This is a genomic window from Aeromonas sp. s7(2024) (assembly GCF_040907825.1).
GTDB classification, from domain to species: Bacteria; Pseudomonadota; Gammaproteobacteria; order Enterobacterales; family Aeromonadaceae; genus Aeromonas; species Aeromonas veronii.
The window spans coordinates 1-22,598 of the sequence record NZ_JBFOCM010000010.1 but is presented as its reverse complement, the minus strand read 5'-3'; the positions used below and the strand labels follow the sequence as shown (position 1 = coordinate 22,598).

Genomic DNA, 22,598 nt, shown 5'->3' with positions numbered 1-22,598 from the left:
TCGCGACGTTCGCTCTGGTTAGCGCTGACGTTCTTGGGCGCGCAGCTTGAGCTGCTTCGATTGCACGTGGAGGCTGGCACGAACCAGCAGTTCACGGTCATCTTCGCGGATCCGCACATAGTCGAGCTGCACATGGGTGCCATGTTCACCGCCGTCGAGCTGTTTGACCTGACCATAGCAGTAGATCGCTGCCGCCTCTTCCCGCAGGAAGATCTTGAGGCGCACGATCTGGTGCAGGTGCGGCGCAGCCCCGTGATCATGATAGGGGTGGAGGTAGGTGAGCTGGCCAGCCCCGAAGCGCAGGGTGTGAAAGCGCTGCTCCGGATGGTCCTGCAGGGAGAGCACATAGCCCATGATCATGTCGATCTTGCGGGACTGCTGATTAACGATCTCGATTAGATCGTGCATCGACTCGTTCTGGTTGCGCAGCAGGCGGGTGGTCACCAGATCGATGGCGGTAATGGCCGAAGAGATCCGAAAGGGCTCCGGCAGCTCAGCGTCAAGCTCCTCCAGCGAGGGGAGGTGGAAGTCGGCCGGCATGGGGATCACATTGACCGGCGTGGCATGAGTGACGCTGAAGAACTGTTCCTGCATGGAGGCTATCCCTTGTTGTCATGGACGGTTTCCCTTTATTATCCGGTATCTTATTTTGTTGGCAACGTACATATCCTTGAAGACCGGACTTTTTCAGCCCCTTTCGCTGGCCATCGGCCTGCGTTATGCAGGCTCGAAGCGCAGCAATCGCTTCGTCTCATTTATCTCCCTGTTCTCTACCTTTGGCATCGCCATCGGGGTCGCCGCCCTGATGGTGGTCATTTCGGTGATGAACGGTTTCGAAGGGCAGCTCAAAGGGCGCATCCTCGGGGTGATCCCCCATGTGGTGGTGACCAATCAGGCTGGCCGCATTGATGCCGACCCGCAAGGGTTGCCTGATCTGGCCAAATTACCCCATGTGGTTGCCTTGGCCCCCATGCTCGACAGCGAAGGGATGCTGCAAAGCCCCGGTCAGCTGACCGGGGTGAGCGTGCAGGGGATCGACCCTGCAAAGTGGCCCAAGGATGACATCCTCCACAGCCAGATGCTGGGGGGGCGACTCGATACCCTGCAGGCCGGCCACTACCGCATCGTGCTGGGGCAGGGGGTGGCTCGTCGCCTCAATGTCTCCATCGGCGATCAGGTTCGTCTGATCCTGACCGAAGGGACCCGCTTCACCCCGTTTGGCCGGGTACCGGCCCAGCGCCTCTTTACCGTCTCCGGTATCTTCGGGGTCGGCGCCGATGTGGATAACCAGATTGCGCTGATCGCGCTGGGGGATGCCCAGCGGCTGCTACGCCTGCCGACAGAAACCGTCGGTGGCATTCGCCTCTGGCTCGATGATCCCTTTGCCGCTGACGAGGTGATCAAGACGCCGTTGCCGGATGGGCTGCTGTGGCAGGATTGGCGCCGCGAGCGGGGCGAGCTGTTCCAAGCGGTCGCCATGGAAAAACGGATGATGGGGCTGATGCTGGTGCTGATCATCGCCGTCGCTACTTTCAACATCCTCTCCGCGCTGGTGATGGTGGTGACGGACAAGGAGGGTGAAGTGGCCATCCTGCGCACCATGGGCATGAGTGAATCGGGGATCGTCAAAATCTTCATGGTACTTGGCGCCTCCAGCGGGGTGATTGGCGCCCTGTTTGGCGGACTGGCGGGCCTGGCGCTCTCCCTGGGTCTCAACCCTCTGCTCAATGCGGTGGGGCTCAACCTCTATATGGCGGCGGGCGGCAGTGGCCTGCCGGTGATTGTCGAGCCGGCTCAGGTCATCACCATTTTGCTGGGCGCCGTGCTGCTGAGTTTCAGTGCCACCCTTTATCCGGCGGCACGCGCCGCACGGGTGAAACCGGCCGAGGCGCTGCGTTATGAGTAATGCCGTGAATAATGCATCTTCTGTTGTGACTGGTGCCCCCGTAGTTGCGGGTGCCAGCGTTGTTACCGAGGCAAGTGGAGCCCCTGTTATGAATGAAGCCGTATCCCGTGAACCTCTGCTGCGCTGCCAGGCGCTCAATCATGTCTATAAAGAGGGAGAGCTGGAGACTCAGGTGCTCAAGGGGATCGATCTCTGCGTCGCACCCGGCGAAATGCTGGCGGTGGTGGGGAGCTCCGGCTCCGGCAAGACCACTCTGCTGCATCTGATGGGGGCCCTCGACAACCCATCCAGCGGTGCCGTGCTGTTCAAGGGGGAGGATATCCACCATTGGGATAGCCGCACCCAGGCTCGATTTCGCAACCGCGAGCTGGGCTTTGTCTATCAGTTCCACCACCTGCTCTCCGAGTTCAGTGCGCTGGAAAATGCGGCGATGCCGCTGCTGATCGCCGGTGAGTCGGTGGCGGTTGCCACCGAAAAGGCGACCAAAATGTTGGGGCGGGTGGGGCTCTCCCATCGCTTGAACCACCGTCCCTCCGAGCTCTCCGGTGGTGAACGCCAACGGGTGGCGATCGCCCGGGCGCTGGTCAACGAACCGAGTCTGGTGCTGGCGGACGAGCCGACCGGTAACCTGGATCACGCCAGTGCCACCGCGGTGTATGAACTGCTGTGTGAACTGAACCGTGAACTGGGCACCGCCTTTGTGGTGGTGACTCACGACTTGAGCCTGGCGGCCAAGCTCCATCGCCGGGTGACCCTGGTGAGTGGCGTGATGGCGGAGGTTGCCTGATGTTCAAACCGCTGCCCCTCTTTCTGGGCCTGCGTTACAGCCGCTCCCGCCGTCGCAACGGGTTTATCGCCTTTATCTCAGCCTCTTCCCTGATCGGTATCGCCCTCGGGGTGATGGCGCTGATCCTGGGCCTCTCCGCCATGAACGGTTTCGAGCGGGAGCTCAAAGACAGGGTGCTCTCCGTGGTGCCACAAGGTGAGCTGGACGCCGTCGAGCGGCCGCTGCCGTATTGGCCCCGTCTTCGTGACTACCTGCTGGCCCAACCGGGCGTCGAGGCCGCTGCGCCGGTCATTCGCCTTAATGGCCTGCTGGAGCATGGCTCTGCCCTCAAGGGGGTGCAACTGCGCGCCGTGCTGCCCGATCTGGAAGCCAATCTGTCGGATGCAGGCAAATACATGACGGGCCGCGGTCTGCGTGAGCTGCAACCGGGTGAACGTGGGGTGATCTTGGGCAAGACCATCGCTGACAAGCTGGGCGTCAAGGTGGGGGACTCGGTCGCCCTGCTGCTGCCGCAAGGGGGTGATCAGGCGGGGATCAAGAATCCTCGGCGCGAAGCCCTGACCGTGGTGGGGCTGCTGGAGATCGGTGGTCAGCTCGACGGTCTGCTCGGCTTTATGCATCTGGCCGATGCGCAAGCGATCACCGGCATGGGCAGCGGCGTGGAGGGCTTCAGCCTGCGGGTGAGCGATGTGCTCAAGGCGCAATCCATCACCGTAGCCGCCGCGCAGCAGTTCCCTCATCACGTCTATATCCGCAGCTGGATGAACAGCCAGGGCTACCTCTATCAGGACATCCAGATGGTGCGTACCGTCATGTATGTGGTGATGTTGATGGTGGTGGCCGTCGCCTGCTTCAACATCGTCTCCACTCTGGTGATGGCGGTGAACGAGAAGCGCAGCGAGATCGCCATCCTGAAAACCATGGGGGCGAGCCCCGGCCAGATCCGCCTCACCTTCGTCATTCAGGGGATGGTCAACGGCGTAGCCGGTGCCCTGCTCGGTGCCCTGCTGGGCGGGCTGCTCTCCAGCAAGCTGACCCAGATCCTGAGCGTTGTCGAAAAGCTCATCGGCCATCGCTTCCTCAATCCGGATATCTACTTTATCGACTTCTTGCCGACCGAGTTGCATATGCAGGATCTGCTTATCGTGACGGGCGCCGCCATCCTGATGAGTCTGGTGGCGACCCTCTATCCCGCCTGGCGGGCGAGCGGTCTGGTGCCGTCTCGCGAGCTGGGTCACTGATGCGTTGCATCTAATGCGCCATAAATAACGAAGGGCCCGCCGGTGCAAACCGGCGGGCCCTGCTGTTTTCAGGTCGTGTAGACTGGCTTAGTGCGCGTTCAGCTCATCGAGCGGCAGGGAGAAGCTGGCTACGAAGGTGTCGATAAAGTAGCGCATCTCATCGCTCATCCGCGCTGCCAGCATGGCCTCGAGGCGCTTGCGAGCCGGTTCGAACTCCCGGTTGCCCGCGTTGATCTCCTCCAGACACTTGGTATAGGCGCAGAGGGTGTCGGCATCCTTGACCAGCCTGGCCAGCTCGTCATCCTGGGCTGCCGAATCGAGCAGGGGGCGAAAGTCCTCCACCAGTTCCGGCGGCAGCATGCCAAGCAGACGCTGTTCGGCGGCCAGCTCTATCTTCTTGTACTCGCGGGCGATCTCGGGATTGAAGTATTTGACCGGGGTGGGCAGATCGCCGGTCAGCACCTCGCTGCTATCGTGGTAGAGGGCCATCACGGCGGCGCGGTCGGCATTCACGCTGCCGCCAAACAGCCGATTTTTGATGATGCCGAGGGCATGGGCCACCATGGCCACCTGCAGGCTGTGCTCGGCGATGTTTTCCGGCTGGATGTTGCGCATCAGGGGCCAGCGGTAGATGAGTTTCATGCGGGCGAGATTGGCGAAAAAGTGGCTGGGTAACATGATGGCCTCAACAAAAGAGAATAGAAAAGGGCAGACCCTAGTCTGCCCTTTTTTTCGTTGCAGGGCAGCGTCTGCCCGCGCATTTCCCGTGTTTAGCGGATATAGCGGCCCGATTCCGCCTCCTGGTTGGTCACTATCATCTGGCCGATGGGCGCCAGACTGATGAGTGCCAGCTTGAGGTGCTGGATACCGAACGGGATACCGATAATGGTCACGAAGCAGGCCAGTGCGGAAGCGATGTGGCCGATGGCCAGCCAGACACCGATCAGCACGAACCAGAGAATATTGCCAATCAGCCCCAGCGTGCCGGTGCCGATATCACTCTGGCCGGTCATGGTCTTGCGATTGACCGCCTGCTTGCCAAACGGGAAGAAGGTAAAGGTGCCGATCACGAAGCAGGCACGTCCCCAGGGGATGCCGACCAGCGAGATAAAGCAGACAAGACCGGCCAGCCACCAGGCCAGGCCCATAAAGATACCTCCCAGTACAAACCAGAGCAGATTGAACAAGAAGCGGAAAAAGGCCATGTGAGTGACTCCAGATCATCAATTTGGTTGCCACCATAACGAGGGAGGGGTAGGGACGCAATGGTTGATTGGTCCAATCGCCATTTGGCTGGTCAAATTGAGTCGCCGCCCGCAACGGTGGGCTGTTTTTCGGCGAAAGATGGGTAATAAAGTGGCGTTCGGATGAAAAAAGGTGAGCAAACGCAAAATTATTGCCATCGAATAGTTGAAGTCGGGCACCTCTCTCCCCATATAAAGGGCAGTTTTACACGAATTGTGCTTGCACGCCGCTCAATGTGGGGGATGTGTGGCTCGACTCGACCAAAGTGCGCCGCTATAATGCCGCGTCATATTTTCTCATCACAAAGACATATCGTTGTCTTTATAAACAGGAAGACTCCGGGCTTTGCCCAGGGGCAATAAAGGGTCAGCACACAGTGCTGAGTTGAACGAGGTAGAAGAATGCAAGTTTCTGTAGAGACAACCCAGGGTCTGGAACGCCGTCTTACCATCACTGTACCGGCCGCTACCGTAGACGCCGCTGTGCGTAAAGAATTGAATGGCCTGGCCAAAACTCGTCGCATCGACGGTTTCCGTCCTGGCAAGGCTCCGGTTGCCATCATCAAGAAGATGTTCGGCGCCATGGCTCACGCCCGCGTTGCTGATGAAATGATGCAGAGCAACTTCATCAAAGCCATCATCGAAAACAAACTGAGCCCGGCCGGTGCCCCGACCATGGATCCGAAAGAGATCAAAGAAGGTCAGGATTTCGAATTCACCGCCACTTTCGAAGTGTATCCGGAGTTCGAAGTTGCAGGTCTCGAGACCATCAAGGTCGAGAAGCCGGTTGCGACCGTGAAGGACGAAGATCTGGCCAACATGATCGACACCCTGCGCAAGCAGCACGCTACCTGGGCTGATGCCGATGTTGCCGCTGCCAATGGCATGCGTGTGACCATGGACTTCGTCGGTTCCATCGACGGTGAAGAGTTCGACGGCGGCAAAGCTGAAGGCTTCAACCTGGTGCTGGGCGCTGGCCGCATGATCCCGGGCTTCGAAGACGCCATCCTGGGCAAGAAAGCGGGCGACGAGTTCACCATCGAAGTGACCTTCCCGGCTGACTACCACGCTGAAAACCTGAAAGGCAAAGAAGCCAAGTTCGCTTCCAAGCTGATCAAGGTTGAAGAGCAGATCCTGCCTGAGCTGACCGAAGAGTTCGTGAAGCGTTTCGGTATCGAAAGCGGTTCTGTTGAAGAGCTGAAAGCCGAAGTGCGCAAGAACATGGAGCGCGAACTGGCTCAAGCCCTGAAAAACAGCGTGAAAGAGCAGGTTCTGAACGGTCTGGTTGAAGCAAACCAAATCGACCTGCCGAAAGCAGCTGTTGCTCAAGAGATCGACGCACTGCGTCAGCAGGCTCTGCAGCGCTTCGGTGGCTTCCAGGGCGGCAACGCTCCCGAGCTGCCGGCTGAACTGTTCCAGGCTCAAGCCGAGCGTCGTGTACGCGTAGGCCTGCTGCTGGGTGACGTGATCCGCACCAACGAGATCAAGGCTGACGATGCCCGTGTAAACAGCATCATCGAGTCCATGGCGACTGCCTACGAAGATCCGAAGGAAGTGATCGAGTACTACCAGAAGAACGAACAGATGCTGAACGGCGTTCGTAACCTGGCAGTAGAAGATCAAGCCATCGACCTGATCCTGTCCAAAGCGCAAGTGACCGAAAAAGAAGTTGCCTTTGACGAAGTGATCAACAAGTCTGGCGCCGCTGCCTAAGAACATTTGACTTAAGGTCAAGACTGTTAAGTATAATGGCTCGTGTGATCTCCACTCGGGCCATTTTATTTTAGGGACAATGCCTTATGTACAAGAACTATAACGATATGACCGATTCTCCCAGCAATGCGCTGGTCCCCATCGTGGTCGAACAGACTGCCAAGGGTGAACGTTCCTACGATATTTACTCCCGTCTGCTGAAAGAGCGGGTGATCTTCCTGACTGGTCAGGTTGAAGATCACATGGCTAATCTGGTGGTTGCCCAGCTGCTGTTCCTCGAGTCCGAGAATCCGGACAAGGACATCTATATCTACATCAACTCGCCGGGTGGTTCGGTGACTGCGGGCATGTCCATCTACGACACCATGCAGTTCATCAAGCCGGATGTCAGCACCGTCTGCATGGGGCAGGCCTGCTCCATGGGTGCCTTCCTGCTGGCCGGTGGCGCCAAGGGCAAGCGTTTCTGCCTGCCTAATGCCCGTGTGATGATCCACCAGCCGCTGGGTGGCTTCCAGGGTCAGGCATCTGATATCCAGATCCACGCCCAGGAGATCCTGAAGATTAAAAATACCCTGAACGAGCGCCTGGCGTTCCACACCGGTCAGGACATGGCTACCATCGAGCGTGACACCGATCGTGACAACTTCATGTCCGCCGAGCAGGCCGTTGCCTATGGTCTGGTAGACGGTGTCCTGAGCCAGCGTAGCTGAGCAGGGTGTCCCGGTCTGTTGTAAACTCAACAGGCCGATCCATCCTCTATTGATAAAACGAGGTTGCTGAATGACAGAGAAACGCAAGGGTGAGGGTGATAAGCTGCTCTACTGCTCTTTTTGCGGCAAAAGCCAGCATGAAGTGCGCAAGCTGATCGCTGGCCCTTCCGTCTACATATGTGATGAGTGCGTCGAGCTGTGCAACGACATCATCCGCGAAGAGATCCGCGAGATCTCTCCCAAGCGCGATGGTAACGAGCTGCCGACCCCTCATCAGATCCGCGCTCATCTCGATGACTATGTGATCGGGCAGGAGTATGCCAAGAAGGTGTTGGCCGTTGCCGTCTACAACCACTACAAGCGTCTGCGCAACAGCGGCGAAAACAGTGGTGTGGAGCTCGGCAAGTCCAACATCCTGCTGATTGGCCCGACCGGTAGCGGTAAAACCCTGCTGGCCGAGACGCTTGCTCGTCTGCTGGATGTGCCGTTCACCATGGCCGATGCGACCACCCTGACCGAAGCCGGTTATGTGGGCGAGGACGTGGAGAACATCATCCAGAAGCTGCTGCAAAAGTGCGACTACGACGTGGAGAAGGCCCAGCGTGGCATCGTCTACATCGACGAGATAGACAAGATCTCCCGCAAGTCGGACAACCCCTCCATCACCCGAGATGTCTCCGGGGAAGGGGTACAGCAGGCACTGCTCAAGCTGATCGAAGGGACCATCGCTTCCGTGCCGCCGCAAGGTGGTCGCAAGCATCCGCAGCAGGAGTTCTTGCAGGTTGATACCTCCAAGATCCTCTTCATCTGTGGCGGTGCTTTTGCCGGTCTGGACAAGGTGATCGAGCAGCGTTCCGTGAAGGGAACCGGTATCGGTTTTGGCGCCGAGGTGAAATCCAAGGATGCCAAGGCCACCCTGAGCGAAACCTTCGCCAAGGTGGAGCCGGAAGATCTGATCAAATATGGTCTGATCCCCGAGTTCATCGGCCGTCTGCCGGTGGTCGCGACCCTGACCGAGCTGGACGAGTCTGCCCTTATCCAGATCCTGAAAGAGCCGAAAAACGCGCTGACCAAACAGTACGCGGCGTTGTTCGATCTGGAAGGGGTCGAGCTGGAGTTCCGTGACGACGCACTCAACGCCATTGCCCGCAAGGCGATGGAGCGTAAAACCGGTGCTCGTGGTCTGCGTTCCATCGTGGAAGCCGTTCTGCTGGATACCATGTATGACCTGCCTTCTCTGGAAGGGGTCAGCAAGGTGGTGATCGACGAGACCGTGATCAAAGGGGACTCTGCGCCCTTGATGATCTACGAGAATCCCGAAACCCAAGCTGCTGCATCAGAGTAAATGTCTGATTTTTAATCAAATGGAAGGGGCTTTTTGCCCCTTTCATGCTTTTTACGGTTTCGGCGATTGAATCTCATCTCAGCGCCCCCATATACTCAGCCAAGCGCTTTGCCAACGGTATAACAAGCCGAGAGGACATATATGAACCTAGAGCGTTCAGAACGCATCGAGATTCCCGTCCTGCCTCTTCGTGACGTGGTGGTTTATCCCCACATGGTCATTCCACTCTTTGTGGGGCGGGAAAAATCCATTCGCTGTCTGGAAGCGGCCATGGAGCAGGACAAGAAAGTTCTGCTGGTGGCCCAGAAGGATGCGTCAACCGATGAGCCAACGGTGGAGGAGATCTTCACCGTCGGGACAGTGGCCAATATTCTGCAGATGCTCAAGCTGCCGGACGGCACCGTCAAGGTGCTGGTAGAGGGGGGACAGCGTGCCCGCCTGGAGCGGATGATCGACGACAAGGATTTCTTTGTCTGCGAGGCCCAGTACATTCCCTCCCAAGCCATTGAGGAGAAGGATCAGGAAGTGCTGGTTCGCTCCGCCATCGGCCAGTTTGAAGGCTATATCAAGCTCAACAAGAAGATCCCGCCCGAGGTACTGACCTCGATCTCGGCGATCGACGATGCTGCGCGTCTGGCTGACACCATGGCGGCCCACATGCCGCTCAAGCTGGAAGACAAGCAGAAGGTGCTGGAGATCGTCTCGGTTTCCGAGCGCATCGAATTCCTGATGGCGATGATGGAGTCGGAAATTGACCTGCTGCAGGTCGAGAAGCGCATCCGTACTCGCGTCAAGAAGCAGATGGAAAAGAGCCAGCGCGAGTATTACCTCAACGAGCAGATGAAGGCCATCCAGAAAGAGCTGGGTGAGCTGGAAGATAGCCCGGATGAGTTTGAAGCCCTCAATCGCAAGATTGAAGAGGCTGGCATGCCGGAAGATGCCCGTGAAAAGGCCCAGGCCGAGCTTGCCAAGTTGAAGATGATGTCTCCCATGTCCGCCGAGGCTACCGTGGTGCGCAGCTATGTGGACTGGATGGTACAGGTGCCGTGGAAGGCGCGATCCAAGGTCAAGAAAGACCTTGGCAAGGCGCAAGAGGTGCTGGATGCCGATCACTATGGCCTCGAGAAGGTCAAGGATCGCATCCTCGAATATCTGGCAGTACAGGCACGGGTGAACAAACTCAAGGGCCCCATCCTCTGTCTGGTTGGGCCTCCAGGTGTGGGCAAGACCTCGCTGGGCCAATCCATCGCCAAGGCGACAGGCCGCAAATATGTGCGGATGGCTCTGGGTGGGGTGCGTGACGAAGCGGAGATCCGCGGTCACCGCCGTACCTATATCGGTTCCATGCCCGGCAAACTCATCCAGAAGATGGCGAAAGTCGGCGTGAAGAACCCGCTGTTCCTGCTCGACGAGATCGACAAGATGAGCTCGGACATGCGTGGCGATCCCGCATCCGCCTTGCTGGAAGTGCTGGATCCGGAACAGAACAACAGCTTCAACGATCACTATCTGGAAGTGGATTATGACCTGTCGGACGTCATGTTCGTGGCCACCTCCAACTCCATGAACATCCCGGGTCCCTTGCTGGACCGGATGGAAGTGATCCGCCTCTCCGGTTACACCGAAGATGAGAAGCTCAACATTGCCAAGCAGCATCTGGTTGCCAAGCAGATCCAGCGCAACGGCCTGAAAGAGTCCGAGATCACCATCGAAGATTCTGCCCTGGTCGGAGTGATCCGCTACTACACCCGTGAGGCGGGGGTGCGGAGTCTGGAGCGCGAGATCTCCAAGATTTGTCGCAAGGCGGTCAAGCGCATCCTGCTGGACAAGAGCATCAAGCATGTTCAGGTCAATCAGGAGAACCTCAAGGAGTTCCTCGGGGTGCAGCGTTTCGATTACGGCAAGGCCACTGACCAGAACCAGGTGGGACAGGTGTGTGGTCTGGCGTGGACCGAAGTGGGGGGCGATCTGCTCACCATCGAGACCACCAACATGCCGGGCAAGGGCAAGCTCACTTATACCGGTTCTCTCGGTGACGTGATGCAGGAGTCCATCCAGGCGGCCATGACGGTCGTACGGGCCCGTGCCGAGAAGCTGCGCATCAACGCCGACTTCTACGAGAAGCGTGATATCCACGTGCACGTACCGGAAGGGGCAACCCCGAAAGATGGTCCGAGCGCCGGTATCGCCATGTGTACCGCCCTGGTCTCCAGCTTGACCGGTAATCCGGTTCGTGCTGATGTGGCGATGACAGGGGAGATCACCTTGCGCGGCGAAGTGCTGCCCATCGGTGGTCTCAAGGAGAAGTTGCTGGCAGCCCACCGTGGCGGCATCAAGCGAGTGCTTATTCCGAAAGAGAACGAGCGTGACCTTGAGGAGATCCCGGCAAACGTCAAACAAGACCTTGAAATTTATCCGGTTCGCTGGATTGACGAGGTGCTGGAATTGGCGTTGCAGGACAATCCACAGGGGTTTGAGCGCGTTTCTGTCGTGTAAATGTTGATGCGCCGCAAATTTGGCGCATTCGGCGGGTGGTTAAGGCTTGCATGCGCCCGATAACGGAAGTAGCCTTGACCACCGATCGGGTACTCGTGATGAGTCGCAATGCGTTGTGTGGCGCGGGTTTGCGCCAGATTGTCACTTGCAACTGATCAGGAGGCTTGCTATAAAACCTCCACTTGTTGTGGCCAGGGAAATCAGCGCCGCAGCGGTGTTTGATAAAAGGGGAATATAAGAGTGAATAAATCTCAACTGATTGACAAGATTGCAGACGGTGCCGATATCTCCAAAGCTGCCGCTGGCCGTGCGTTGGATGCCTTCATTGATGCTGTTGGTGAAGCGCTGAAAGAGGGTGACCAGGTTGCTCTGGTTGGTTTCGGTACTTTCGCTGTACGCGAGCGTGCTGCCCGTTCAGGCCGTAACCCGCAGACTGGCGCGACCATCGAAATCGCTGCTGGTAAAGTTCCTGCCTTCAAAGCCGGTAAGGCCCTGAAAGACGCTGTTAACTAAGTCGGTCGCTGATATCCGTCGGCTACCGTCCTTGGTCGCAGACCAGACAAGTTAGAGAGTCTTCTCTCATACTGATTGACCAAGGCGCATCGCAATCGGTGCGCCTTTTCATTATTTACGCCCATCGAGTTCGGGAGCATAAGTACAAACATGATGTTGGATAAACTACGCGAAGGGGCGCAGGGCAAGGTAGCCAAGGTTATCTTGGGCCTGATCATCCTCTCCTTTGCCTTGGCTGGTGTAGGTAGTTACCTGAACGGCCCGGCCCGTACCGCCCCCGCCACCGTCAATGGCACCGAGATCAGTGCTGCGGCACTGGAAAATGCCTACCGTAACGAGCGCGCCCGCATGGAATCCCAGATGGGAGAGGCATTCAGCCAGCTGGCCGCGAACCCCGATTACATGAAACAGTTCCGTCGCGGTGTGCTGGATCGCCTGATCGATCAGGCGCTGCTGGACAGCAAGGCCCGTGAACTGGGTCTGCGTATCAGTGACGAACAGATCAAGCAAGCCATCGTAGCCATGCCGGAGTTTGCCGAGAACGGCAAGTTCAACAATGACCGCTATCTGCAGCTGATCCGTCGTGCCGGCATGACTCCTGAAATGTTCCGTGACTCCCTGCGTCAGGACATGGTGCGTCAACAGCTGATGGGCGCCCTGCTGGGCACCGAATTCTCCCTCAAGGGTGAAGCAGAGCAGCTCGACAAGCTCTACAACCAGACTCGCGATCTGCGCCTGGTGCGTCTGGCTGCCGCCAACTATGTGGATGATGTTCAGGTCTCCGACAACGAACTGGAGCAGTACTACAAGACCAATGGCGCCCGTTTCATGAACGACGAGCAGGTCAAGGTTGACTATCTGCTGCTGGACGCCGCCAACCTCGCCAAGGATATCAAGGTCACCGAACAGGATGCCCAGGATTACTACGATCAGCACCAGGATCTGTTCCAGCGTGCCGAACGTCGCCACGTGGCTCACATCCTGATCCCGTTTGGCAAGGACGAGAAAGCGGCCGAGCAGAAAGCTGAAGCCGTGCTGGCCAAAGCCAAAGCGGGTGAGGATTTCGCTGCGCTGGCCAAGGCTGACTCTTCCGATACCTTCTCTGCCAAAAAAGGCGGCGAGCTGGACTGGTTCGAGAAAGGGGTGATGGATCCGGCCTTCGAGAAAGCCGCGTTCGCCCTGAACAAGGCTGGCGATCTCTCCGGCGTGGTGAAGAGCCCGTTCGGTTTCCACATCATCAAGCTGCTGGGGGTTGAAGCAGCCCAGACCAAGCCGTTTGCCGATGTGAAAGAAGAGACCATCACTCGTCTGCAAGCTGACAAGGCCAAGGAGAAATTCTTCGCCGAGCAGCAGAAGATGGCTGACAACAGCTTCGAAAACCCTGACTCACTGGATCTGACCGCTGATGCCATGGGGATGAAGGTTCAATCTTCCGATTTCTTCACCCAGGCGACTGCTCCGGCTCCGCTGAACGATCCCAAGGTGCTCTCCGTAGCGTTCTCCGAACAGCTGCGCGATGACAACACCAACTCCGACGTGATCGAGCTGGCTGACGGCAAGGCGCTGGTGCTGCACATCACTGGTCACAAGCCCAAAGCGGTCAAGCCGCTGGCCGAGGTGAAAGAGCAGGTGATTGCAGCCATCAAGCATGACAAGGCCAGTGAAGTGGCCCGTGGCAAGGCCCAGGGCCTGCTGGACAAGCTGAAAGTCGGTGAGAGCATCACAGCCGATCTGACTGCACTCGGTCTGAAAGTGGAGACCCACAAAGGGGTTGCCCGCTTCGATCGCGAGCTGGATCAGAACCTGATTGCCCAGGCGTTCACGCTGCCCCATCCGATCGACGGCAAGCCGAGCGTGGCTCTGGTTGCCGAGACCAATGGTGACCGCGTTGTGGTTGCGCTGGACAAGGTCAACGTCCCTGCCGCAGCATCCGGCATGGCCGCCATGCTGCAAGCTCAGCTGGGTCAGGGCAAAGCCCAGGTGGATTACAAGTCTCTGATCGACGAGTTGCGCAAAGCAGCCAAGATCGAGTACTTCACCAGTGTGGAAGCGACCGTCGAGTAATCGGCACTGCGCAATCCATTGAAAACGGCTCCTTGATGGAGCCGTTTTTTTATCTGTGGGCAAGAGGGGGAGACTCAAGCTCTGTGCTCTGTGCTCTGTGCTCTGTTCTGTGGCGTGTAGTCACACCGCGGTTATACGCCATCTCAGTCGTCTAAAAACGGGATATAAAAAAACCGGCACCTGAGTGCCGGTTTTGCATTGCGCACTTGCGCAGGAGTTGGGTTATACCACGCCCTGGGTGCGCAGGTAATCCTCGTAGGTGCCGCCGAAGTCGCGGATACCATCTTCGCTCAGCTCCAGGATGCGGGTCGCCAGAGAGGAGACGAATTCGCGGTCGTGGGAGACGAAGATCAGGGTGCCTTTGTACATCTCGAGGGCCAGGTTCAAGGATTCGATAGATTCCATGTCCAGGTGGTTGGTCGGCTCATCCATGATCAGGATGTTGGGGCGCTGCATCATCAGCTTGCCGAATAGCATGCGGCCCTGTTCACCACCGGAGAGCACCTTGACCGGCTTCTTGATGTCGTCCTGGGAGAAGAGCAGACGACCCAATACGGAGCGCACAGCCTGCTCGTCTTCGTTATCCTGTTTCCACTGGGCCATCCAGTCGAACACGTTGAGGTCAGTGTCGAAATCTTCGGCGTGATCCTGGGCGTAGTAACCGATCTGGGCGTTCTCGGACCACTTGATGGTGCCGGTATCCGGTGCCAGATCCCCGACCAGCGTCTTGATCAGGGTCGATTTACCGATACCGTTGGTACCCAGAATGGCGACCTTCTCACCCACTTCCAGCATCATGTTGAGGCCCTTGAACAGGGGACCGTCGCCATAACCCTTGGATACACCTTCCACTTCCAGGATGTTGCGATAGAGCTTTTTGTCCTGCTCGAAGCGGATGAAGGGGTTCTGGCGGCTGGAGACCTTGACGTCCTCAATCTTGATCTTGTCGATCTGCTTGAGACGAGAGGTCGCCTGACGGGACTTGGAGGCGTTGGCGCTGAAACGGGAGACGAAGGATTGCAGATCGGCGATCTGGGCCTTCTTCTTGGCGTTGTCGGCCAGCAGACGCTCGCGCGCTTGGGTGGCGGCCAGCATGTAGTCGTCGTAGTTGCCCGGGTAAACGCGCAGCTCGCCGTAGTCCAGATCCGCCATGTGGGTACAGACAGAGTTCAGGAAGTGACGGTCGTGAGAGATGATGATCATGGTGCTTTCACGTTCGTTGAGCACCTGCTCCAGCCAGCGAATGGTGTTGATATCCAGGTTGTTGGTCGGTTCGTCCAGCAGCAGGATGTCAGGGTTGGAGAACAGCGCCTGTGCCAGCAGCACCCGCAGTTTCCAGCCTGGGGCCACTTCGCTCATCGGGCCGTTGTGCTGCTCGAGCGGAATGCCGACACCCAGCAGCAGCTCGCCTGCGCGCGCTTCGGCGGTGTAGCCGTCATACTCGGCAACCAGACCTTCCAGCTCGGCGGCCTTCATGTAGTCGTCGTCGGTGGCTTCGAGGTTGGCGTAGATGGCATCGCGCTCGGCGATGGCCGCCCACAGCTCGGTGTGACCCATCATGACCACGTCCAGTACGCGCATATCTTCGTAGGCGAACTGATCCTGACGCAGCTTACCGATGCGCTCGTTGACGTCCAGGCTCACATTACCGCCAGTGGGCTCCAGATCACCGCCGAGGATCTTCATGAAGGTGGACTTGCCACAGCCGTTGGCGCCGATAAGGCCATAGCGGTTGCCGCCGCCAAACTTGACGTTGATGTTCTCAAACAGCGGCTTGGCGCCGAACTGCATGGTGATGTTGTTGCTACTTAACAAGGTATGTGTCCCGATTGGTCTGTCAAATGGCGCGCATTATGGCACAGATCCCCCGAAAGTTTTAGCGAGAAGTGTGATCTTGATCGGGGCAAGCGGGGCGTGCAGCCGATTGATGGGCAATAAAAAAAGCCGGCATGAAGCCGGCTTGGAAGGATGAACTTGATCTGTTAGTGGGAGGTGGCGCCAGAGGCACCCAGCCCGGTTTGGGAGCGAACGAACTGCGGCAAGAACTTGGCGTGTTCGTCGGCGGCGTTCTGGGAGCTGTCGGTGATGGAGAAGAACCAGATCCCGACGAAGGCCAACCCCATGGAGAAGAGGGCAGGGTATTCGTAGGGGAAGATGGCCTGGGCATGGCCCAGCACTTTCACCCACACGGTCGGGCCCAGGATCATCAGGGTTACGGCGCTCACCAGTCCCAGCCAGCCACCGTAGACTGCGCCACGGGTGGTCAGGCGTGACCAGAACATGGAGAGGAACAGTACCGGGAAGTTGCAGCTGGCGGCGATGGAGAAGGCCAGACCCACCATGAAGGCGATGTTCTGCTTCTCGAACAGGATCCCCAGACCAATGGCAACCACGCCCAGCACCAGAGTCGTCATCTTGGAGACACGCAGTTCATCGGTCTCGTTAGCCTTGCCCTTCTTCAACACGCTGGCATAGAGGTCATGGGAGACCGCAGAGGCTCCCGCCAGGGTCAATCCGGCAACTACCGCCAGAATGGTGGCAAATGCCACGGCGGAGATGAAGCCGAGGAACAGGCTGCCACCAACCGCATTGGCCAGGTGGACGGCTGCCATGTTGGTGCCGCCCAGCAGGGCGCCGGTGGCGTCCTTGAAGGCCGGGTTGGTGCTGACCAGCAAGATGGCGCCAAAGCCAATGATGAAGGTGAGGATGTAGAAGTAACCGATAAAGCCGGTGGCGTAGAACACCGATTTACGCGCCTCTTTGGCGTCACTCACGGTGAAGAAACGCATCAGGATATGGGGGAGACCGGCGGTACCGAACATCAATGCCAGCCCGAGCGAGATGGCGGAGATGGGGTCAGCAACCAGGCCACCCGGACTCATGATGGCGATCCCTTTCTCGTGCACCTTGACCGCTTCGCTAAACAGGGCACCGATATCGAAGTTGACCGATTTCATGACCATGATGGCCATGAAGCTGGCACCGGAGAGTAGCATCACTGCCTTGATGATCTGCACCCAGGTAGTGGCCAGCATGCCGCCAAACAGCACGTAGAGCACCATCAGGATACCGACCAGCACCACGGCCACATGGTATTGCAGGCCAAACAGCAGCTCGATCAGTTTGCCGGCACCGACCATCTGGGCGATCAGGTAGAGGGCGACCACCACCAGCGAACCACAGGCGGAGAGGGTACGCACCTCAGTTTGCTTGAGACGGTAGGAGGCGACATCGGCGAAGGTGTATTTGCCGAGGTTGCGCAGCCGTTCGGCGATCAGGAACAGGATGATGGGCCAGCCCACCAGAAAGCCGATGGAGTAAATCAGACCATCGTAGCCGGAGGTGTAGACCAGCGCGGAGATCCCGAGGAAGGAGGCGGCGGACATATAGTCACCGGCGATGGCCAGACCGTTCTGGAAGCCGGTGATACGGCCACCGGCGGCATAGTAGTCAGAAGCCGAGCGGTTGCGCTTGGAGGCCCAGTAGGTGATGAACAGGGTGGCGGCTACAAAGACCACGAACATCACGATGGCCGACACATTGAGGGGTTGGCGTTGTACCTCGCCGGTCAGCGCATCCGCTGCCAGCAGGGGGGAGGAGGCCAGTGAGGCCAACAGCAGCCACTTGCCTTTCATGCTTTTTGCGCTCATGACTGCACTCCCTTGAGGATCTTCTGATTCAGCTCGTCAAACTCGCCGTTGGCCCGAAACACATAGATGCCGGTCAATACGAAAGAGGAGAGGATCAGTCCCACCCCGACCGGAATGCCACGGGTGACGGTGGTGCTGTCGCTGAGCGGGGTGCCGAGCCAACCGGGGGCAAAGGCGATGAGCAGAATAAACGCCAGGTAGAGTCCCAGCATCAGAGCCGAGAGGGCCCAGGCAAAACGCTGGCGCTTGGCGACCAGCTCCTGGAAGTTGGGATCTTGCTGGATCCTCAGATAGCTTTGCTGTTCCATTGCAGTTCTCCATGACATGAGTGTCAGCGGTGGATGGGGTAACCCCGACGAGCAGGGGATCTGCTCATGTAAGTAAAATGTGAATTAAATGTTATTTGTCGACAATTAGACTTTGGGATAAGCCAGTGGCGAGCCGCAGGTCAGGCGCAGATAGATGAGCGCAGCCGTGGTGGCATCGGCAAGGGCATCGTGGGCAGGCAGGGATGGCAGTTCAAGGTGGCTGCAGATGGCACTCAAATGGAGGTCAATAGCCGCATCGGGATAGCGGCGATAGAGGTGGTCGTGATAGAGCTGGCTCACCTCGATCCCTCGCTGAGGCAGGGTCAATCCCCACAATTTCTGGCAGGCAAGATTGAGAATGCGCAGGTCGTAAGCGATGTGATAGCCCACCAGTTCACGGGGGCCGATAAAGTGAAGCAGCAGGCGCAGCGCGGCTTCCAGCTCCATTCCCTGTTGCAGATCCTGATGGCGCAGACCGTGGATCACCACCGATTGGCTGGTCAGGCTGGCCGGTGGCTGCACCTTGATGGCGAGGGCCTCGCCGGTCAGCAGCCGGTTACCCTGAATGCGCACCGCCCCGATGGAGACGATCTCGGCCTGCTCGGGATCGAGACTGGTGGTCTCGAAATCGAGGGCGATCCGTTCATCTTCCGGTGGGGTGGCAAAGAGCGGCGCGAACTCGCCCGTTCGGAACGCGCGGCCATACCAGTAGCGTCGAACGCGGCTCAACATGGCTATTGTCTCAGACGAAAGTGCAAGGTGAGCCATTGCTGGAACTTCTTCACCTGATGCAGCGCCTGGCGCAACAGATCCCGCTCGCTGTGGCTGAGCTCGCTTGTCTGCACCCGACTACCGCTCCCCTTGAGCTGGCTGCGTAGCCTCAGCCGGATAAAGAGCCGGAACGCCTCCGCCAGATTGCTGCCATAGTCGGCGCTGAGCCGCTCGGCGGCCACCAGCGCATCGATACGCCCAAGGGTTGAAGTCTCCAGAATGCCTGCCTCAAGGGCCAGCATCCGGATGCCGTGTACCAGCGGGAACAGGCCGCCCCGCTTCAGATCCAGCCCTTCCGGTGGCTGCTCCAGCCGGCCAAACAGGGTGAGGGGGGCATGAAAGGCCACTGCCGGTCGCACCATCTCCGCCAGCAGATCCCGTCTGTCCGCCAACTGCTCGCGCAGCGCTCTGGCAACCGGCAGATGCAGTTGGCGATCCCCCGCGATGGGGTGAGCATCGGCCAGGGTGGCGAGCCAGAGCAGCTCATCCTCTTTTGCCGTGGTGCAGGCGCTGGCAATGGCGCTTTGCCACTCGCTGCCTGTTTTTACCCAGGCCGGATTGTTCACCATCACCTGCCCGGGGCAGAGGGGGTAGCCGAGGCGCTCCAGCAGGGCGCTGAATTCGGCCAGATCGGCTGTCTGGGTGGGCCATGTCAGCCCCTCTGGCAGGATCAGGGCGTTGTCCTGATCGGTTTTGAGGATCTGCTCGCCACGCCCCTCCGAGCCCAGCATCAGCAGGCAAACCTTATCCTGCACCTCGGGGTTGATCACCAGCGCAAAGGCTTTGGCGATCAGCTGCTCGTTGATGGTGGCGATCAGCTTCATCAAAAAGGCGGTGTGGATCCCCTGGGCAAACAGCGAGCGGGTCAATTGCTGCTGTTCACGGGCGACCGCCTCCAGCGCCAGCAGGCTGTCGGCGCGGGCGATACGCAACGTCAACACGTGGGAGTGTGTCGAGAAGAGCCCCAGCACCTGGGTCAGTTGCAAGATGCCCGCCACCTCGTTGCCACGCCACACCACCAGTCGCTTGATACGATGGCGGGTCATCAGCAGCAGGGCATCAAACAGATAGCTCTCCAGCGGCAGACCAATCAGCGGGGTAGGGGTCAGCACAGAGAGGGGGGCTGTTAGTGGCAATCCCTTGAGGGTCAGGGCGTGGAGCAAGGTCTTGCGGGTTGCCAGCGTGAGGGAGCCATCGTGGGCGGGGTAGAGCAGGCAATCGGTCCCCTTGCTCACCATGGCTTCGGTCGCCGCCAGCAGTGACAGCTTGCTGTCGACGATAAGCGGTGCCTGCAGGTGGCCGGGTTCGATGCGGGTCAGGATAAATTCCGCCAGATTCTTCTGACCCAGCTGTTCGCGCTGCTCCTGCTGGCGCTGACGCTCGGCCAGATTGGCGGTGAAGTAGCTGGCAAACTGCGGATCCTGTTCACAGAGCGCCAGAAAGGTGTGGCGAGGGATGAGTTGGCAGAGGCTATCTTCCAGCGCGGTGAAGCTGTGGCGGCAGCGGCCATCAAACTGGGCGCGCACATCGAACAGATCATCGACCCCGTAATCACCAAACTGGTGGTGAGGTGCCGACTCTTCCACCGCCCCCTTGATGATGAGATAGAGGCCGGGAGGCTCATCCCCCTCTTTTAGCAGCAGATCCCCGGCCCGAAAATAGCAGAGCGAGAGGTGACGGGAGAGCCGCTCGCGCGCCTCCTCATCCAGTCGGTCGAACGGTGGTCTGGCAAAATTGAACAGGGTTGACATGACAGCGTCCTCTGCTGGCTTGCGGCACTCATGCTGCTCCCAGTGTGACAAAGGGAGGGGGAGGCGACCAGCCGACTTTAGTCTCAACTGTACCGCCTGTTCACACTCTGGTAACGTGGTGGTATGACCAGTGAGTCAGTTTAAGGGATCAAGGAGAGGACAAGGGAGATGGAAAAACCAAGGGTCAAGTGCGAGATCCACGACGGGATTGCCGAAGTGATGCTGACGCGGGGGGACAAACTCAATGCGCTGGACCGCGCCATGTTCAGTGCCATCGACGAGACGCTGACGCAGCTCGCCCGGCACAAGGGGCTGCGGGCGGTGATCCTGCATGGCGAGGGGCGGGCCTTCTGCGCCGGGCTGGATGTGAAATCCATGCTGAGACAGCCGGTGGCGGCGCTCGATATTCTCAAGCGTGAAGCGGACGAAGCGACCAATCTGGCCCAGCGGGTCGCCTATGGCTGGCATCAACTGCCGGTGCCGGTGATTGCGGTGACCCAAGGAGTCTGTTTTGGCGGTGGCTTGCAGATTGCGCTCGGAGCCGATTTTCGCTTCAGCACCCCCGATTGCCGCTTCTCGGTGATGGAGATCAAGTGGGGCATCATCCCCGATATGAGTGGCAGCGTCACCATGCGCAACCTGATGGGAGTGGATACCGCCATGGAGCTGGCCATGAGCGGGCGCGAGCTCGATGCCGTCGAGGCCAAATCCCTCGGGCTGGTGAGCCGGGTCTGCGCCGATCCGCTGGTGGAGGCGCGGGAGTTTGCCCGCACCCTCATCACCAAGTCGCCGGATGCACTGGCGGGGATCAAGCAGCTCTACAGCCAGGCCTGGGCCCGCAGTGACGAGGCGATGCTCAAAGAGGAGACCCGGCTGCAAAAGCAGATCCTGGGGCGACCCAATCAGTGGCGAGCCACCCTTAACAGCCTGTTTCGCTGGCGGCTGCCCTTCGGGCCGCGCCGCAATCCGCTCTGACTGCGAGCTGCACGAGCGATCTACGGTATGCCCGACTACTTGGGTGGCTTGCAGTCGGCGCTGCTTAACCAGGATGCCACCCTGTTTCGGCGCAAATACTTCCTCAACGGCGCGCACATGGGCTTCATCTTCTACGCCACCGACCCGAACATGGATGACGACACCGAGGAGGAGATGAAGGAGATGATTGTGATCAGCAAGGGGGTGGGGAACTTCCGCTCCATGTTTGTGAACATCCCGGACGGCAAGCCCGATGGCATCAAGCTGATACCTGTGGGGGATATCGCCACCAAGGATGAATTCGCGGCCATCAAGGGGATCACCGCTCAGGATGTATTGACCAGCCACCGCTTTCCGGCGGCGCTGGCCGGTATCATCCCGACCAATGGCGGGGGAGGGCTCGGGGATCCCGAGAAGTACGATGCCACCTATGCCCGCAACGAGGTGTTGCCGCTGTGCGAGCTGATTCAGGATGCCATCAACAGTGCGGGACTCCCTCGCCCCCTTTGGGTCGATTTTCGGGAGAATATCGGTTCGACTGTATAAACAAACAGTGTTTGCTGTGGCAAGATAGGCTGTTGATTTGGATAGAAAAGGGGGCGTAATGCGGGTTTATTGCAAAGTGTGTGGCCAGCGGGGCCGCATTACCAAGACCAACCGACTGAGCGATGATGTCTCGGATCTCTACTGCCAGTGCACCGATGCAGAATGTGGCCACAGTTGGGTGGCCACCTTGTCGTTCGCCCATACCCTCAGCCCCTCGGCCAAGACCACCAACCAGCTGGTGCTGAGTTTGATGGGCTCACTGACGCCAGAGGGACGGCAGCTGGTACTGAAAGGACTGGGGGCGCGATAAGAGTGCCTCTGATTTTTTTCACTACGAATGACCACTGGTACAGCCCCAGTTCAGATAGCCACAGCCGTTTACCATTGTCCCCTCAGCGTTACTGATCACTATCAAAAAACCAATAAAAATCAGCTCCATACATAATTTTTCACTCACAAATGTAGTTATCATTTGATACCTTAGGAAGGTGCGAACAAGTCCCTGATATGAGATCATGCATGTCATCTGGAGCCATGGAACAGGGTTCATCATGAGTCATCAACTTACCTTCGCCGAC

19 protein-coding genes and 1 pseudogene are annotated in these 22,598 nt (G+C 58.6%); 12 read left to right on the top strand and 8 right to left on the bottom strand.

All coding sequences use genetic code 11. The features are described 5' to 3' along the window. Positions 1–18: 18 nt before the first annotated feature. Positions 19–594, bottom strand: a complete 576-nt coding sequence (locus AB5Y73_RS02635) for a PilZ domain-containing protein (RefSeq protein WP_279499208.1) — start codon at positions 592–594, stop codon at positions 19–21. Between the two features lie 76 nt (positions 595–670). On the opposite strand from AB5Y73_RS02635, the gene AB5Y73_RS02630 reads away from it, so the two are divergent. From AB5Y73_RS02630 to lolE, 3 genes are all read left to right on the top strand, one after another. Next, entirely contained in the window at positions 671–1,906 is a 1,236-nt protein-coding gene (locus AB5Y73_RS02630; protein WP_139405404.1) for a lipoprotein-releasing ABC transporter permease subunit, read from the top strand. An 88-nt stretch (positions 1,907–1,994) separates the two neighbouring features. Then, complete coding sequence (lolD, locus tag AB5Y73_RS02625; RefSeq protein ID WP_005336988.1) at positions 1,995–2,693, top strand: lipoprotein-releasing ABC transporter ATP-binding protein LolD; 699 nt, start codon at positions 1,995–1,997, stop codon at positions 2,691–2,693. Beyond that, on the top strand, positions 2,693–3,934 hold the full coding sequence (gene lolE / locus AB5Y73_RS02620; RefSeq protein ID WP_279499207.1) for a lipoprotein-releasing ABC transporter permease subunit LolE: 1,242 nt from the start codon (positions 2,693–2,695) through the stop codon (positions 3,932–3,934). The genes lolD and lolE overlap by 1 nt, the downstream gene beginning before the upstream one ends. A gap of 87 nt (positions 3,935–4,021) precedes the next feature. On the opposite strand, the gene yfbR is transcribed toward lolE, so the two are convergent. Both yfbR and AB5Y73_RS02610 read right to left on the bottom strand, forming a co-directional pair. Further along, positions 4,022–4,612, bottom strand: coding sequence for a 5'-deoxynucleotidase (gene yfbR / locus AB5Y73_RS02615; RefSeq protein ID WP_047436789.1), 591 nt, complete (start codon positions 4,610–4,612; stop codon positions 4,022–4,024). A gap of 92 nt (positions 4,613–4,704) precedes the next feature. Then, the gene (locus AB5Y73_RS02610) at positions 4,705–5,139 is read right to left on the bottom strand and encodes a YccF domain-containing protein (protein ID WP_158110079.1); all 435 of its coding nucleotides are present in this window, start codon (positions 5,137–5,139) and stop codon (positions 4,705–4,707) included. 441 nt (positions 5,140–5,580) lie between these two features. Here AB5Y73_RS02610 and tig point away from each other — a divergent pair, with 441 nt between their 5' ends. From tig to ppiD, 6 genes are all read left to right on the top strand, one after another. After that, positions 5,581–6,891 carry a trigger factor gene (tig, locus tag AB5Y73_RS02605; protein ID WP_005345092.1) on the top strand — a complete coding sequence of 437 codons (1,311 nt, stop codon included), beginning with the start codon at positions 5,581–5,583 and terminating at the stop codon, positions 6,889–6,891. Positions 6,892–6,977: 86 nt separating this feature from the next. After that, a complete protein-coding gene (gene clpP, locus AB5Y73_RS02600) occupies positions 6,978–7,601 on the top strand; it encodes an ATP-dependent Clp endopeptidase proteolytic subunit ClpP (protein ID WP_005336979.1) in 624 nt (207 codons plus the stop codon). Positions 7,602–7,671: 70 nt separating this feature from the next. Next, complete coding sequence (gene clpX, locus AB5Y73_RS02595) at positions 7,672–8,946, top strand: ATP-dependent protease ATP-binding subunit ClpX (protein ID WP_005336977.1); 1,275 nt, start codon at positions 7,672–7,674, stop codon at positions 8,944–8,946. A gap of 141 nt (positions 8,947–9,087) precedes the next feature. After that, positions 9,088–11,442, top strand: a complete 2,355-nt coding sequence (gene lon / locus AB5Y73_RS02590) for an endopeptidase La (protein ID WP_005336976.1) — start codon at positions 9,088–9,090, stop codon at positions 11,440–11,442. A 240-nt stretch (positions 11,443–11,682) separates the two neighbouring features. After that, positions 11,683–11,955 carry a nucleoid-associated protein HU-beta gene (hupB, locus tag AB5Y73_RS02585; protein WP_005315375.1) on the top strand — a complete coding sequence of 91 codons (273 nt, stop codon included), beginning with the start codon at positions 11,683–11,685 and terminating at the stop codon, positions 11,953–11,955. Positions 11,956–12,105: 150 nt separating this feature from the next. Next, positions 12,106–14,019 carry a peptidylprolyl isomerase gene (gene ppiD, locus AB5Y73_RS02580; RefSeq protein ID WP_162895360.1) on the top strand — a complete coding sequence of 638 codons (1,914 nt, stop codon included), beginning with the start codon at positions 12,106–12,108 and terminating at the stop codon, positions 14,017–14,019. Between the two features lie 222 nt (positions 14,020–14,241). On the opposite strand, the gene AB5Y73_RS02575 is transcribed toward ppiD, so the two are convergent. From AB5Y73_RS02575 to AB5Y73_RS02555, 5 genes are all read right to left on the bottom strand, one after another. Then, a complete protein-coding gene (locus tag AB5Y73_RS02575) occupies positions 14,242–15,834 on the bottom strand; it encodes an ABC-F family ATPase (protein WP_107683098.1) in 1,593 nt (530 codons plus the stop codon). A 167-nt stretch (positions 15,835–16,001) separates the two neighbouring features. After that, complete coding sequence (locus tag AB5Y73_RS02570; protein WP_026035062.1) at positions 16,002–17,654, bottom strand: cation acetate symporter; 1,653 nt, start codon at positions 17,652–17,654, stop codon at positions 16,002–16,004. A gap of 11 nt (positions 17,655–17,665) precedes the next feature. Next, positions 17,666–17,977, bottom strand: coding sequence for a DUF485 domain-containing protein (locus AB5Y73_RS02565; RefSeq protein ID WP_005336970.1), 312 nt, complete (start codon positions 17,975–17,977; stop codon positions 17,666–17,668). A gap of 105 nt (positions 17,978–18,082) precedes the next feature. Continuing rightward, positions 18,083–18,709, bottom strand: a complete 627-nt coding sequence (locus AB5Y73_RS02560; RefSeq protein WP_042079733.1) for a 3'-5' exonuclease — start codon at positions 18,707–18,709, stop codon at positions 18,083–18,085. A 2-nt stretch (positions 18,710–18,711) separates the two neighbouring features. Beyond that, on the bottom strand, positions 18,712–20,499 hold the full coding sequence (locus AB5Y73_RS02555) for a putative nucleotidyltransferase substrate binding domain-containing protein (protein WP_181497358.1): 1,788 nt from the start codon (positions 20,497–20,499) through the stop codon (positions 18,712–18,714). A gap of 168 nt (positions 20,500–20,667) precedes the next feature. On the opposite strand from AB5Y73_RS02555, the gene AB5Y73_RS02550 reads away from it, so the two are divergent. From AB5Y73_RS02550 to AB5Y73_RS02540, 3 genes and pseudogenes are all read left to right on the top strand, one after another. Beyond that, complete coding sequence (locus AB5Y73_RS02550; RefSeq protein ID WP_181497357.1) at positions 20,668–21,474, top strand: crotonase/enoyl-CoA hydratase family protein; 807 nt, start codon at positions 20,668–20,670, stop codon at positions 21,472–21,474. A gap of 18 nt (positions 21,475–21,492) precedes the next feature. Next, a pseudogene (locus tag AB5Y73_RS02545) lies at positions 21,493–22,020 on the top strand (phage portal protein); the annotation flags it as partial. Positions 22,021–22,078: 58 nt separating this feature from the next. Then, positions 22,079–22,330, top strand: a complete 252-nt coding sequence (locus AB5Y73_RS02540; RefSeq protein ID WP_181497356.1) for an ogr/Delta-like zinc finger family protein — start codon at positions 22,079–22,081, stop codon at positions 22,328–22,330. The last annotated feature ends 268 nt before the right edge of the window (positions 22,331–22,598 follow it).